At 72.2% G+C, this 14209-nt stretch carries 13 protein-coding genes; 4 read left to right on the forward strand and 9 right to left on the reverse strand.

Annotated features, from left to right (window positions below; translation table 11 throughout):
* The first annotated feature begins 12 nt into the window (after positions 1-12).
* Positions 13-1020, forward strand: a complete 1008-nt coding sequence (locus ACIQOE_RS14545) for an ABC transporter ATP-binding protein (protein ID WP_351318049.1) — start codon at positions 13-15, stop codon at positions 1018-1020.
* Positions 1007-1894 carry an ABC transporter permease gene (locus ACIQOE_RS14550; protein ID WP_351318051.1) on the forward strand — a complete coding sequence of 296 codons (888 nt, stop codon included), beginning with the start codon at positions 1007-1009 and terminating at the stop codon, positions 1892-1894. The genes ACIQOE_RS14545 and ACIQOE_RS14550 overlap by 14 nt, the downstream gene beginning before the upstream one ends.
* Here ACIQOE_RS14550 and ACIQOE_RS14555 read toward each other — a convergent pair.
* Positions 1884-2540 (reverse strand): flavodoxin family protein, encoded by a 657-nt coding sequence (locus tag ACIQOE_RS14555; protein WP_401411754.1) that lies wholly within the window; start codon positions 2538-2540, stop codon positions 1884-1886. The two genes, ACIQOE_RS14550 and ACIQOE_RS14555, sit on opposite strands and share 11 nt — an antisense overlap.
* A gap of 246 nt (positions 2541-2786) precedes the next feature.
* Here ACIQOE_RS14555 and ACIQOE_RS14560 point away from each other — a divergent pair, with 246 nt between their 5' ends.
* Positions 2787-4136, forward strand: a complete 1350-nt coding sequence (locus ACIQOE_RS14560; RefSeq protein WP_401411757.1) for a tetratricopeptide repeat protein — start codon at positions 2787-2789, stop codon at positions 4134-4136.
* A gap of 16 nt (positions 4137-4152) precedes the next feature.
* Here the strand turns inward: ACIQOE_RS14560 and ACIQOE_RS14565 are convergent, their stop codons facing one another.
* From ACIQOE_RS14565 to ACIQOE_RS14575, 3 genes are all read right to left on the reverse strand, one after another.
* Positions 4153-4617 (reverse strand): VOC family protein, encoded by a 465-nt coding sequence (locus ACIQOE_RS14565; protein WP_365570520.1) that lies wholly within the window; start codon positions 4615-4617, stop codon positions 4153-4155.
* A 31-nt stretch (positions 4618-4648) separates the two neighbouring features.
* The gene (gene rarD / locus ACIQOE_RS14570) at positions 4649-5614 is read right to left on the reverse strand and encodes an EamA family transporter RarD (protein WP_351318059.1); all 966 of its coding nucleotides are present in this window, start codon (positions 5612-5614) and stop codon (positions 4649-4651) included.
* A gap of 159 nt (positions 5615-5773) precedes the next feature.
* A complete protein-coding gene (locus ACIQOE_RS14575; protein ID WP_399013628.1) occupies positions 5774-6625 on the reverse strand; it encodes an SDR family oxidoreductase in 852 nt (283 codons plus the stop codon).
* 92 nt (positions 6626-6717) lie between these two features.
* Between ACIQOE_RS14575 and ACIQOE_RS14580 the strand changes: the two genes are divergently transcribed.
* On the forward strand, positions 6718-7140 hold the full coding sequence (locus ACIQOE_RS14580) for a winged helix-turn-helix transcriptional regulator (protein ID WP_399013631.1): 423 nt from the start codon (positions 6718-6720) through the stop codon (positions 7138-7140).
* Positions 7141-7198: 58 nt separating this feature from the next.
* Here the strand turns inward: ACIQOE_RS14580 and ACIQOE_RS14585 are convergent, their stop codons facing one another.
* From ACIQOE_RS14585 to ACIQOE_RS14605, 5 genes are all read right to left on the reverse strand, one after another.
* Positions 7199-8260 carry a 2-oxoacid:ferredoxin oxidoreductase subunit beta gene (locus tag ACIQOE_RS14585; RefSeq protein ID WP_401411760.1) on the reverse strand — a complete coding sequence of 354 codons (1062 nt, stop codon included), beginning with the start codon at positions 8258-8260 and terminating at the stop codon, positions 7199-7201.
* Positions 8253-10181, reverse strand: a complete 1929-nt coding sequence (locus ACIQOE_RS14590; RefSeq protein WP_351318065.1) for a 2-oxoacid:acceptor oxidoreductase subunit alpha — start codon at positions 10179-10181, stop codon at positions 8253-8255. The genes ACIQOE_RS14585 and ACIQOE_RS14590 overlap by 8 nt, the downstream gene beginning before the upstream one ends.
* A gap of 199 nt (positions 10182-10380) precedes the next feature.
* Positions 10381-11088, reverse strand: coding sequence for a response regulator transcription factor (locus ACIQOE_RS14595; RefSeq protein WP_351318067.1), 708 nt, complete (start codon positions 11086-11088; stop codon positions 10381-10383).
* Between the two features lie 229 nt (positions 11089-11317).
* On the reverse strand, positions 11318-12685 hold the full coding sequence (locus tag ACIQOE_RS14600; protein ID WP_399013633.1) for a sensor histidine kinase: 1368 nt from the start codon (positions 12683-12685) through the stop codon (positions 11318-11320).
* A gap of 134 nt (positions 12686-12819) precedes the next feature.
* Positions 12820-14013: a sensor domain-containing protein gene (locus ACIQOE_RS14605; protein ID WP_351318071.1), complete on the reverse strand. Its 1194-nt coding sequence runs from the start codon at positions 14011-14013 to the stop codon at positions 12820-12822.
* Positions 14014-14209 lie beyond the last annotated feature (196 nt).

The following is a 14209-nucleotide window of genomic DNA, read 5'->3' on the forward strand; positions in this document are numbered from 1 at the left end:
TCGAGGGAGCCGATGGACCAGCCGTCCGCCACGGAGCGCGGGCCGCACGACCAGGGTGAGGACGACCCGGGCCGGGACGACCCGGCGCGCACGGGCGTCATCGACACCCGCGGCCTGACCAAGCGCTACCGCGGCGGACAGCTCGCCGTGGACGGTCTCGACCTGACCGTCCCGGCGGGCAGCGTCTTCGGCTTCCTCGGTCCGAACGGCTCCGGCAAGACCACCACCATCCGCATGCTGATGGGCCTCATCGCCCCCACCTCGGGCACGGCCCGCGTCCTGGGCCGCCCGATGCCGCGGGCCTCCCGCGTCGTCCTGCCCCAGGTAGGGGCGCTCATCGAGGGCCCGGCGCTGTACGGCTTCCTCTCCGGCCGCGACAACCTGCTGCGGTACGACGCCGCCGACCCGACCGCCGACCCGCGCACCCGGCGCTCCCGCGTCGAGGCCGCGCTGGACCGGGTGGGCCTGACGGCGGCCGCGGCGAAGAAGGCGAAGGCCTACTCCCTGGGCATGAAGCAGCGCCTCGGGCTGGCCGCCGCCCTCCTCCAGCCCCGCAGGCTCCTGGTCCTGGACGAGCCGACCAACGGACTCGACCCGCAGGGCATGCGGGAGATCCGGTCCCTGGTGCGGGAGCTGGCCGGAGACGGCACCACCGTCTTCCTCTCCTCCCACCTCCTCGACGAGATCGAGCAGGTCTGCACCCACGCGGCCGTGATGGCGCAGGGCCGGCTGATCGCCCAGGGCGCGGTGGCCGACCTGGCGGCCGGGGCGCGCGGCCGGCTCGTGGTGCACACCCCGGACACCGGCGACGCGGCCCGGGTGCTCAAGGAACAGGGCGTCGCGGACGTCGTCACCACGGAGGACCGGGTCACCGGCGAACCGCCCGAGCGCGACCTCGCCGAGGTCAACGCGGCGCTCGTGGCGGCAGGCGTGCGGGTGCGCGGCTTCACCCTCGAACGGGCCTCGCTGGAGGACGCGTTCGTCGCACTGACCGGGGAGGGATTCGATGTCGCGGGCTGACGTGGCGGTCCCGGCCGCACCGGCCGCACGGCCGAACCCGCTGTGGACCCTCGGCCTGTTCCGCAGCGAGCTGGCCGTCACCCTGCGCCGCTGGCGCACCCTGGCTCTGCTCGGCGTCCTGGCGGCCGTGCCCGTGCTGATAGGGATCGCGGTCAGGATCGAGACCCAGGGCGACGGGCAGGGCGGCGGTGACGGGGGCGGCGGCCCGGCGTTCATCGCGCAGATCACCAACAACGGGCTCTTCCTGGTGTTCACGGCGCTGGCCGCGACCCTGCCGTTCTTCCTGCCGATGGCGGTCGGGGTGGTCGCCGGGGACGCGATCGCCGGCGAGGCCAACGCGGGCACCCTGCGCTACCTGCTGGTCGCCCCCGCGGGCCGCACCCGCCTGCTGCTCACCAAGTACGCGACCACGATGGCCTTCTGCCTGCTGGCCACCCTGGTGGTCGCCGCCTCCGCCCTCGCCGTCGGCGCGCTCCTCTTCCCGCTCGGCGACCTGACCACCATCTCCGGCACCCGGATCTCGTTCACCGAGGGCCTCGGCCGGGCCCTGCTGATCGCCCTGGTGGTGGCGGCCTCCCTGACCGGCACGGCAGCGCTGGGCCTGTTCGTGTCCACGCTGACCAACAGCGGCATCGCGGCGATGGCCACCACCGTCGGCCTGCTGATCACCGTCCAGATCCTGGACCAGATACCGCAGCTGCACGCGCTCCAGCCGTACTTCTTCTCCCACTACTGGCTGTCCTTCGCCGACCTGATGCGCGACCCCGTCTACTGGGACGACCTGGTCAAGAACCTGGAGCTGCAGGCCCTGTACGTGGCGGTGTTCGGCTCGGCGGCCTGGGCGCGGTTCGGCACGAAGGACATCACGGCGTGAGGGCCGCGGTCCCGACCGCATCACCGGTCCCAGCCGCGCTGCCGCTCCCGTCCGCTCCGCTTGTCCCGTCCGTTCCGAAGCGGGCCAGAGGTGCTTCCGTGGCGAAGAACTCCTTGGCCCGCGCGAGTGCCCCGGTGTCCCTGAGGACGTCCCCGCGTGCGCTGCCGTTGCCGAGCAGCACACCGCCGAAGCGCATGCCGAGGTAGGCGGCCGAGTTGCGCAGCAGGCCGGCGTAGGGGTCCGCGACGGACGGATCGTCGTCGGCCAGCGCGGCCACGCCCCACAGGGTGCGGCCCGCGAGGGTGGCCTTGAAGTCGAGGCCGGGAGTGCGCAGCCAGCCGGACCAGTGGTCCAGGTAGCGCTTGGTGAGGCCGGACACCGAGTACCAGTACACCGGCGAGGCGATCACGATGTCGGTGGCTTCGAGGGTGGCGTCGAGCAGCAGGCCGGGCGCGGTGTGCGCGGCCGGCCGTACGTGGTCGGCGTCGCGGCGCAGATCCACGAAGTCCGGCAGCGGGTGGTCGGCCAGGCTGATCCAGCGCTGTTCGGTGGTCTCGGGCAGCTGCTCGGCGGCCCGGCGTGCCAGGAGTTCGGTGTTCCCGTCGGGACGGGAACTGCCCAGCAGGAACAGGAAACGGCGAGTCACAGGATCCCCCAGGTGAACGGCGTGCGATGAATAAAGCTGTCTGCATCTTATGCGTGTGCATTCAAATTGGCCAGGGTGTGCGGCGGCGGCCGGGCCGGAACCCGGCTTCTGCGCACGAGGACACCGGGCGGGCCCTTCCTGATGCGAGGCTGTGACGTCGCGGTGACGCGTGGGCCGAGGGGAGCGGCCAGACTGGACGGTACGCACGGGTACGACCGGACGGTGACGCCGGGGGAATGAGGGCCGATGTCCCGACTCAGCCGCGAGACGAAGCGGGAAGCGCAGCAGACCGACCGGTCGGCCGAACCGGTCGAGGTGCGTGTCACGGGCGGCGCCGCGACCGTCGACGGCGTACCGCTGTTCCCGGCGCCCGGAGAAGAGCCCCAGCAGGCGGTCCTCAACCACCTCCAGCGCCTCGCCCTCGCCGCCGGCCGTCCCGCCCTCGCCACCGTGCACGACAGCCGCATCGGCTATGTCGTACGCCTCCAGGTGAACCCGGACGGTTCCAGCAGCTTCACCGGCGAACCGGTACGGATGGCCGTGCCCGGCGCCCCCGCCCCCTCCGTGGCCCCCGCCCCGGCCCCGGAGCCGGTGCGGGGGCCCGGCCGGGACCGGTCCGCGCACGCGCTGCACGCCGTCGCCCAACCCGAACCCGAGGCCGCGGACCCGGCTCCCGCCCACCGGCCGCCGGTGGCCCCGGCCCCACGGCTGCTCGGTACGGTGCAGCCGCCGACCGGCGTCTTCGGCCCGCCGCCCGTCATGGACGGCCCATCGGCCCCCGCCGCCGTCCCGGCGGCAGCCCCCGCCGTCGTCCCCGCACCCGCACCCGCTGTCGTATCCGCACCCGCACCAGCACCCGCCGTCGTATCCGCACCAGCACCCGTCCCCGCCGTCGTCCCCGCTCAGGCCGTCACCGGGCCTTCGCCGGTGTCCCGGGCCGACGGGGCCGGTCCTCGTGTCGAGCCCGTCACGGCACCCCCGGCTCCGCCCGCGCCCGTCCCGGCGCCGCTCGTGGAGCCCGTGGGCGGTGGCGTGTTCGATCCCGACCCCCGGCACACTCCGGCCCGCGGCTTCGACGCCGTCGCCGAGGAGGTGCTCGGCGACGAGCCGGTGACCGTGACCGCGGAAGGGGCCGCGCTGCTCACCGAGCCGGTGTCGCTGATCAACGAGGCCGTCCGCGCGGGCCGTATCGAGGCGGCGGCCGACCTCGCCGAGCGCACCGTCGCCGAGGCCGGTGCGACCCTCGGCGAGCACCACACCGAGGTGCTGCACCTGCGCGAGCTGACCGCCTACATCGCCTACCTGGCCGGCGACCCGCTGCGCGCCTTCCACCTCTCCCTCGACCTGGCACGGCAGCACCGGCGGGCCGGGGACGGCGAGGGCGCCTACGGGAACGTGCGCAGCGCGGCCACCGCCTGGCGCGCGGTGCGCGACCCGGAGCACGGGCTGCGCCTCGGCCGCGACCTGATCGACCTGTGGGCACAGCTCACCACCGAGGACGGCCCGGCCGCCGGTGAACCGGAGGAACTGGACTCCGCCCGCGCCCGGATGGGCCGCCTGACCGAACGGGCCCGGCGCGCCGCCGAGCGGGCCTGAGCGCGGGGGCGACGGGTCACTGCACGCAGAACTCGTTGCCCTCCGGGTCGGCCATCACCGTCCACTCCCCGGCCGGTTCGGACACGTGCCGCACCACCGTCGCGCCCAGCTCTTCGAGCCGAGCCACCTCCCGCGACCGTTCGCCCGCCCCGGCGTGCAGGTCGATGTGGAGCCGGTTCTTGCCCGGCTTGCCCTCCGGCACCCGCTGGAACAGCAGCCGCCGGCCCAGCCCGGTGCCCCGCTCCTCGTCGAACGGATCGTCCGGATGCCGTACGGCGACCAGGTCGCGGAAGGCGGCACGGCCGTGGTGTTGCACGGCCGCCGCCCCGGGCAGCGCGCCCAGCTCCAGCAGGCGTTCGACGAACGCGCTGTTGTCCTCGGCCGTGTAGTGCAGCGCGGCCGCCCAGAAGTCGGCCTGGGCGTGCGGGTCGCGGGCGTCGATGACGAGCTTCCAGTGCAGGGGTGCGGGCGTCTGCGTCATGGCGCCCACTTATAGCCGACGGGTGCGGGCCTCACACCTGACTTCGCGGTGCCGGAGCGGTGGCCGTCACCGGCAGGGCGGCGGCCGCGGCCGCGAGCGCCCGTGCCGACCTGCGGGCGGTGCGCAGGGCGTCCCAGGTGAGCAGGGCGAGGGCGACCCAGACCAGGGCGAAGCCGGCCCAGCGTTCGGCGGGCATCGCCTCGTGGAAGTAGAGGATGCCGAGCAGGAACTGGAAGACCGGCGCCAGGTACTGGAGCAGGCCGAGCGTGGAGAGCGGGACGCGGATCGCGGCGGCGCCGAAGCAGACCAGCGGCAGCGCGGTGACGATCCCGGTGGAGGCCAGCAGGGCCGCGTGCCCGGCACCGTCGTTGACGAAGCTGGACTCGCCGTGGCCGGCCAGCCACAGCAGATAGCCGAGCGCGGGCAGGAACTGGATCGCCGTCTCCGCGGCGAGGGACTCGACGCCGCCGAGGTTGACCTTCTTCTTGACGAGTCCGTAGGTCGCGAAGGAGAAGGCCAGGACGAGGGAGATCCACGGCGGCTGCCCGTAGCCCACGGCCAGGACGACCACGGCGGTGAGGCCGACGCCGACCGCCGTCCACTGCGCGGGCCGCAGCCGCTCCTTGAGCAGCAGCACGCCCATCGCGATGGTCACCAGCGGGTTGATGAAGTAGCCGAGCGAGGCCTCGACGACGTGACCGGCGTTCACGGCCCAGATGTAGACGCCCCAGTTGACGGTGATCACGGCGGCGGCGACCGCGACCAGGGCCAGCCGGCGCGGCTGCCGCAGCAGCTCGCCGGCCCACGCCCACCGCCGTACGAAGGCCAGCGCGACGGCGACGAAGACCAGGGACCACGCCATCCGGTGGGCCAGGATCTCCAGGGACCCGGCGGGCTTGAGTAGCGGCCAGAAGAGCGGGACCAGGCCCCACATCCCGTACGCGGCGAAGCCGTTCACCAGCCCCGCCCGCCGCTCACCCCTCGATATCTCGGCCACCGGCCCTCCTCACGCCCTCGTGCCCCGCTCCGGCACACCGGGACGAAGGTAGCGCCGAGCACCCCCGTCTGTCATGGCCGTATCGGCATACGGTCATGACAGGCGGGGGTGCGGGCACCACGCCTCTCACGGGCCACGCGCGGCCCGCCGGGGCCCGGCCTACTTCAGGGCGTCCGCGACGGCCTCCGAGATCGGCGAGGTCGGCCGCCCGGCCAGCCGGGAGAGGTCGCCGGAGTCGACGACCAGCTCGCCCTTGGCGATCGACGCGTCGACGTCGGCCAGGATCCCCGCGAACGCCTCCGGCACGCCGGCACCGGCCAGGATGTTGCGCAGCGTCTCCACCGGCACGGAGTTGTACGAGATCTCCTTTCCGGTCTGGCGCGCGATCTCCGCCGCGTACTCCGCGAAGCTCCAGGCGGTGTCGCCGCCCAGCTCGTACGTCCGGTTCTCGTGGCCCTCGCCGGTCAGCACGGCGACGGCGGCGGCCGCGTAGTCCGCGCGCGAGGCCGAGGAGACCCGGCCGTCACCGGCGGCGGCGACGACGGCGCTGTGCTCCAGCACCGGGGCGAGGTTCTCCGTGTAGTTCTCGTGGTACCAGCCGTTGCGCAGCAGGGTCCAGGGCAGGCCGGAGGCGAGCAGCAGTTCCTCGGTGGCGCGGTGGTCGTCCACCAGCGAGGCGTTCAGGCTGCCCGGCGCGCTGGTGTACGCCAGGAGCGCCACACCGGCCGCCACGGCCGCGTCTATGACGACCTTGTGCTGCTGCGGACGGCCCTTGTCGAACTCGTTGCCCGAGATCAGCAGCACCTTGTCGCCGGCGGCGAAGAGGCGGTCGAACGTCTCGGGGGAGTTGTAGTCGGCGACGGCGACGGTGACGCCCCGGGCGGCGAAGTCGGCGGCCTTCGCCTCGTCGCGCACGACGGCGGTGATCTGCTCGGCCGGGACCTTCTCCAGCAGCTGTGCCACGACGTGGCGGCCGAGGTGTCCGGTGGCTCCGGTGACGACGATGCTCATGGTCTGCGATCTCCTTGTGGGGTTCGGATGTCACTAACCTTAGGAGGTGCGCTAACCATTGGAAAGTACCCACTTTGAAGTAAGGTACTGGCATGGCCGTAAGTACCCATGGAGTCGAGAACCGTTCCGACGACACGCCCGCGGCGCGGGTCGCCCCGTACGCCGTCGGTGAGCAGATGTGCCCGCACCGGCTGGTCCTGGAGCACGTCACCAGCCGCTGGGGCGTCCTGGTCCTGATCCAGCTCCTCGACCGCCCCCACCGCTTCAGCGAGCTGCGCCGGGCCATCGGCCGGGTCAGCGAGAAGATGCTCACCCAGACCCTCCAGACCCTGGAACGGGACGGCCTCGTCCACCGCGACGCCAAACCCGTCATCCCGCCCCGCGTCGACTACTCCCTCACCGACCTCGGCCGCGAGGCCGCCCGGCAGGTACGGGACCTGGCGCTGTGGACCGAGCGGCGGATGGCGGACGTGTCCCGGGCCCGGGAGGCCTACGACGAGGCCAAACGCGCCTGAACACGGAGCGGGGCCCGGACGCGATGTCCGGGCCCCGCTCCGCTTCTCGCCGGGAAGGTCAGCCCACGACCGTCCAGGTGTCCCCGCCGGCCAGCAGCGCCGCCAGGTCGCCGGTGCCGTGCTGCTCCACCGCCGTGTCCAGCTGCTCCGACATCTGGACGTCGTAGACCGGCCGTTCCACCGAACGGAAGACGCCGATGGGCGTGTGGTCCAGGGTGTCCGGGTCGGCCAGCCGGGACAGGGCGAAGGCCGTGGTGGGGGAGGGGGAGCGGGCGTCGTGGACGAGGATCTCGGACTCGTTGTCCGGGGTCACGTCGACGATCGCCAGGTCACCGGTGAGCCGGTCCCGGACCAGCCCGCGGGCGCCGTCCGCGCCGAAGCGGATGGGCCGGCCCTGCTCCAGACGGATCACCGCCTCCTCGGCGGACTGCTTGTCCTTGAGGGTGTCGAAGGCGCCGTCGTTGAAGATGTTGCAGTTCTGGTAGATCTCGATCAGGGCCGTGCCGGGATGGGCGGCGGCCTGCCGCAGCACGTCGGTCAGGTGCTTGCGGTCCGAGTCGATGGTGCGGGCCACGAAGGACGCCTCCGCGCCGATCGCCAGGGACACCGGGTTGAAGGGCGCGTCCAGCGAGCCCATCGGCGTCGACTTGGTGATCTTCCCGACCTCGGACGTCGGCGAGTACTGGCCCTTCGTCAGGCCGTAGATGCGGTTGTTGAAGAGGAGGATCTTCAGGTTGACGTTGCGGCGCAGGGCGTGGATCAGGTGGTTGCCGCCGATGGAGAGGGCGTCGCCGTCGCCGGTGACGACCCAGACGCTCAGGTCCCGGCGCGAGGCGGCGAGCCCGGTGGCGATCGCCGGGGCGCGGCCGTGGATCGAGTGCATCCCGTAGGTGTTCATGTAGTACGGGAACCGCGAGGAGCAGCCGATGCCGGAGACGAAGACGATGTTCTCCCGCGCCAGCCCCAGCTCCGGCATGAAGCCCTGCACCGCGGCCAGGATCGCGTAGTCACCGCAGCCCGGGCACCAGCGCACCTCCTGGTCGGACTTGAAGTCCTTCATGGACTGCGCGGCCTGGGCCTTGGGGACGAGCTGGAGCAGTCCGTCGGCGGTGTCAGTCATGGATGGCCTCCTTGAGCGCCTCGGCGAGCTGCTCGGCCTTGAACGGCATGCCGTTGACCTGGTTGTACGAGTGCGCGTCCACGAGGTACTTCGCGCGGACGAGGGCGGCGAGCTGGCCGAGGTTCATCTCGGGGATCACCACCTTGTCGTACTGCCCCAGGACCGCGCCCAGGTTGCGCGGGAAGGGGTTGAGGTGGCGCAGGTGCGCCTGGGCGATCGGCTCGCCGGCCCGGCGCAGCCGCCGCACCGCCGCCGTGATCGGCCCGTAGGTGGAACCCCAGCCGAGGACCAGGGTGCGTGCGCCGTCCGGGTCGTCGACCTCGATGTCCGGGACGTCGATGCCGTCGATCTTGGCCTGCCGGGTGCGGACCATGAAGTCGTGGTTGGCGGGGTCGTAGGAGATGTTGCCGGTGCCGTCCTGCTTCTCGATGCCGCCGATGCGGTGTTCGAGACCGGGCGTGCCCGGGATCGCCCACGGGCGGGCCAGGGTCTGCGGGTCGCGCTTGTACGGCCAGAAGACCTCGGTGCCGTCGTCGAGCGTGTGGTTGGGGCCGGTCGCGAACGGCACGCGCAGGTCGGGGAGTTCCGTCAGCTCCGGGATGCGCCAGGGCTCGCTGCCGTTGGCCAGGTAGCCGTCGGACAGCAGCATGACCGGGGTCCGGTACGTCAGCGCGATCCGGGCGGCCTCCAGAGCGGCGTCGAAGCAGTCGGCGGGGGTGCGGGGGGCGATCACGGGGACCGGGGCCTCGCCGTTGCGGCCGTACATCGCCTGCAGCAGGTCGGCCTGCTCGGTCTTGGTGGGCAGCCCGGTGGAAGGACCGCCGCGCTGGATGTCGACGACCAGCAGCGGCAGCTCCAGCGACACCGCGAGCCCCACCGTCTCCGCCTTCAGGGCGACACCGGGGCCCGAGGTGGTCGTCACGGCGAGCGAGCCGCCGAACGCCGCCCCGAGAGCCGCGCCGATCCCGGCGATCTCGTCCTCCGCCTGGAAGGTCCGCACACCGAAGTTCTTGTGCTTCGACAGCTCGTGCAGGATGTCGGAGGCCGGGGTGATCGGGTACGAGCCGAGGAAGAGCGGCAGGCCGGCCTGGCGGGAGGCGGCCACCAGACCGTAGGCCAGCGCCAGGTTCCCGGAGATGTTGCGGTAGGTGCCCACCGGGAAGGCGGTGCTCGCCGGGGCGATCTCGTAGGAGACCGCGAAGTCCTCCGTCGTCTCCCCGAAGTTCCAGCCCGCCCGGAAGGCCGCCAGGTTGGCGTTCATCACCTCGGGCTTGCGGGCGAACTTCTGCTTGAGGAACCGCTCCGTGCCCTCGGTCGGCCGGTGGTACATCCATGACAAGAGGCCGAGCGCGAACATGTTCTTGCTGCGCTCGGCCTCTTTGCGGGTGAGGTCGAATTCTTTGAGGGCTTCCACCGTCAGGGTGGTCAGGGGCACCGGATGGAGGCTGTAGCCGTCCAGCGAGCCGTCCTCCAGCGGGGAGGCGTCGTAGCCGACCTTCTGCATCGCCCGTTTGGTGAACTCGTCCGTGTTGACGATGATCTCCGCGCCGCGCGGCAGGTCCCCGATGTTCGCCTTCAGGGCGGCCGGGTTCATCGCGACCAGCACGTTCGGCGCGTCCCCGGGGGTGAGGATGTCGTGGTCGGCGAAGTGCAACTGGAACGAGGAGACCCCGGGCAGGGTGCCTGCCGGGGCCCGGATCTCGGCGGGGAAGTTGGGGAGGGTCGAGAGATCGTTGCCGAAGGACGCGGTCTCGGAGGTGAACCGGTCGCCGGTGAGCTGCATACCGTCACCCGAGTCCCCCGCGAACCGGATGATCACCCGGTCGAGGCGCCGGACGGCCTTCACACCGCCCGGCCTGCGCTGTTCTCCCACGACGGTTCCGTCGGCCTGTTCCGTTGTCCTGCTGACCTGGCTGGTCACTGAACTGGACCTCCTTCGAGGCGGCTGTCCGGGGGCGGCCGTCCCACCGACCATCCCGCAATCAACCCTACGTCGGTTAGGGTCGCCTTCCCGTGCCGGCTCACATGATGGACGGCGTTCCGAGACGACCTGTCGCCCTGACTTGTCATGATTTTCTCTCCCGCTGACCGCCTTCCGGTTCCGACACGTGCCGGCTCCGTCAGGAGTTCAGATAGGTCAGAACGGCCAGCACGCGCCGGTGATCACCGTCGCTCTGGGACAGTCCCAGTTTGAGGAAGATGTTGCTGACGTGCTTCTCGACGGCTCCGTCGCTCACGACCAGCTGGCGGGCGATCGCCCCGTTCGTCCGCCCCTCGGCCATCAGGCCCAGCACCTCCCGCTCGCGCGGAGTCAGGCCGGCCAGCACGTCCTGCTTGCGGCTGCGCCCGAGCAACTGCGCGACCACCTCGGGATCGAGCGCGGTACCGCCCTCGGCGACCCGCACCACCGCGTCCACGAACTCCCGGACCTCGGCGACCCGGTCCTTCAGCAGATAGCCCACACCCCTGCTGGAACCGGCCAGCAGTTCGGTGGCGTAGCGCTCCTCCACGTACTGCGACAGCACCAGCACGCCGAGCCGCGGATGCGTCTTCCGCAGCCGTACGGCCGCCCGCACCCCCTCGTCGGTGTGCGTCGGCGGCATCCGCACGTCCGCCACCACCACGTCCGGCAACGCGCCCTGCGCGTCCAGATCGGCGATGGTCTTGACCAGCGCCTCCGCGTCACCGACACCCGCGACGACGTCATGTCCGCGGTCGGTCAGCAGCCGGGTCAGCCCCTCTCTGAGCAGCACGGAATCCTCGGCGATGACCACCCGCACCCTGTCCTCCACGATCTCCCGGCCCCCCACACCCCGTACGGCGTACATGCCTGCCCTGTCCGAAAGACCAGCATTCCAGCATTCGCGACGGCGCGCGGGGCGGTCCTGGCAGGAGGCGGGTCGATTCGGCCGGGCCGGCGCCGGGAGGGGCGCGACCCGGCGTCGGGGGGAGGCGACGCCGGGGCCGGAATCCGGGGGACGGGAGACCGGGACACGGGAATCCGCGGGACGGACGTCCGCGGCGACGCGCGACCGCGGCGACGCGCGACCGCGGGGGTCAGCGGCGCCAGGGCAGCTCCGCCGTCACCCGGGTGGGTCCACCCGCCGGCGAGTCCACCACCAGGATCCCGTCGACCGCGTCCAGCCGCTCGGCCAGCCCGGCCAGACCCGACCCGCTCGTCGTGTCCGCGCCCCCCACCCCGTCGTCCACGACCTGGAGCATCAGCCGGTCCTCGCTCCGCCACACGTCCACCGTCGCCGCACGCGCCCGCGCGTGCTTGCTGATGTTCTGCAGCAGTTCGGAGACCGTGAAGTAGGCGATGCCCTCGATCGCCGCCGCCGGCCGCTCCGCCAGATCGACCTCCACCCGCACCGGCACCGTGCACCGGGAGGCCACCGCCGACAGCGCCGCGTCCAGACCCCGGTCGGTGAGCACCGCCGGATGGATGCCCCGGGCGAGATCCCGCAGCTCCTGCAGCGCCGTCTTCACCTCGCCGTGCGCCTCGTCCACCATCCGCGCGGCCACCTGCGGATCCTCCCGCAGCTTCTCCTTCGCCAGCCCCAGATCCATGGCCAGCGCCACCAGCCGGGCCTGCGCCCCGTCATGGAGGTCCCGCTCGATCCGCCGCAGATCGGCCGCGGCCGTGTCGACGACCGTCCCCCGGTCGGACTCCAGCTCCACCACCCGCGACGCCAGCTTCGAGGGCCCCAGTAGACCGTGCACCATCAGCCGGTCCACCAGCGTCAGCGCCCGTACGATCCACGGCGTCGCCAGCGTGAAGAGCAGCCCCACCAGCGCGGTCACCGTGATCTCGAACGGGTTGTCGAGGTAGACGCTGTGATGCGCGTCGCCGTACAGCTGGAGGCCGTCCTGCCCGGCGTACACCGGCAGCACCCAGAACCACAGCGGATACGTCAGCAGGGCCCAGCCGTACGTCCAGAAGTTCAGCGCCACGACGAAGGAGAACACCGACCAGGGGAACTGCAGGACCGCGTACAGCAGATGCCGCCAGGAGACACCGCTCTTGAGCACCGCGCCGATCCACGCCGCCACTCCCGGCTTGCGCATCCGCAACGGCTCCGGATCCGCCACCTCCAGCCCCAGCAGCCCGCGCGCCCGCGCCCGCTCCAGCGCCCCGAAGCCCCGGCAGCCGGCCAGGGCCGCGGCCAGCACCGGGATCCCGACGAAGGTCACCACCAGGCCGACACCCAGGGACACCATCGTCACGGTCCACACGAACAGCACGACACCGATCGGGAAGCCCAGCAGCACATACGCGAACTCACGCCAGCTGCGCGCCTCGAACGGCGCCCGCAGCACCGCCGGCACCCGATGCCGTCGCTCACCGTGGAACCCGCGGTCGCGGCCGTGGCCGAACCCGTGGTCCTGTCCGTATCCCTGCCCGTGCCGGTACTCCGTGGCCATCGGTGCCGTCCCGTCCGTCCTGTGCTGTCTGTCCCAGCCCGTCCGCCAGGGCCGTCCCTGGCGTACCTCCACCCTCCCGTGCCGCCGCTCCCCGGGCCATGGAGCCCGTCTCCGTCTTGAACGGGGGGTTTTCCCTACCCCCGGTCCCGCCAGGGCAGCTCGGCGGTGACCGTCGTGGGCCCGCCCGCCGGCGAGTCGACGACGAACAGGCCGTCCACCGCGCCCAGCCGGTCCGCGAGCCCGCGCATCCCCGTGCCGCCGTCCAGACTCGCCCCGCCCCGCCCGTCGTCCGTCACCTGGATCAGCAGCCGGTCGTCACTGCGCCACACGTCGACCGAGGCACTGCGCGCCCCGCTGTGCTTGCTGACGTTCTGCAGCAGCTCGGAGACCGTGAAGTAGGCGATGCCCTCGATCGCCGCCGCCGGTCTGGACGGCAGGTCCGCCGTCACCTGGACCGGCACCGTGCACCGCGTGGCCACCGAGGACAGCGCCGCGTCCAGACCGCGGTCGGTCAGCACCGCCGGGTGAATGCCCCGGGCCAGGTCCCGCAGTTCCTGCAGCGCCAGCTTCACCTCGCCGTGCGCCTCCTCGACCATCGCCGCGGCCCCGTCGGGATCCTCCAGAAGCTTCTCCTTGGCCAGCCCGAGCCCCATGGCGAGGTTCACGAGCCGCGCCTGGGCGCCGTCGTGCAGATCCCGCTCGATGCGCCGCAGATCGGCGGCGGCCGTGTCCACCACCACCCCACGGTCCGACTCCAGCTCGGCGATCCGCCGCTCCAGCTCGTCGGAGGGCGACAGCAGACCGCGGACCATCGCCCGGTCCGCGTTCGTCAGCCCGCGCGCGATGAACGGCAGCACCGGCCACAGCACGAACAGCGACGTCAGCACCGTGCAGAAGGTGAGCACACCCCAGGGCAGCCGGATGAAGTCGTACAGCAGCGTCCGCCAGCCCACCGGATCCTTCAGCGCCATGAACAGCCGCTGGGTCCTGCTGCCCCGCTTGCCCAACGGCAGCGGAGTCGGCTCCTCCACCCGCACCCCGAGCAGCGCCCTCGCCCGCGCCCGCTCCAGCTTCCCCAGCTGCCGCGCGCCCAGCAGCGTGGCCGCCAGCAGCGGGATGCCCACCACCGTGATCGTCAGTGCACCGCTCACCCACACCGTGGCGGAGACGTAGACGAAGCCGAACACCGCCGCCGGCAGATTCAGCAGGAGGTGCGCGATCTCCTTCCAGGTGTGACCGTCGTAGGCGAAGCGGACGGGCGGCAGCCGGTCGCGCTCTTCGCCGCCGTCGGCCTGGCTGCTGCGGGTGCGGGGAACAGGTGCGGTCATATGCGCCAGCGTGCCGTGTGCCGTGGCGCAACGCCATGGAGTTCGCCGCCGGGGCCATCCTGGGGAAAACCCCACCGGCCGCTCCCGCCGCCCTCTCCCACCGCTCTCACCGCGTGACGGGCTGCTTACCGTGTCTTTATCAGGGCCTAGACTCCCGTGCGTACAGATCGTCGAATCAAGAGTTGACTGAGGTCAC

Origin of the sequence: Streptomyces sp. NPDC091282, assembly GCF_044757385.1 — a bacterium.
In the GTDB taxonomy this organism is placed as follows: Bacteria; Actinomycetota; Actinomycetes; order Streptomycetales; family Streptomycetaceae; genus Streptomyces; species Streptomyces gramineus.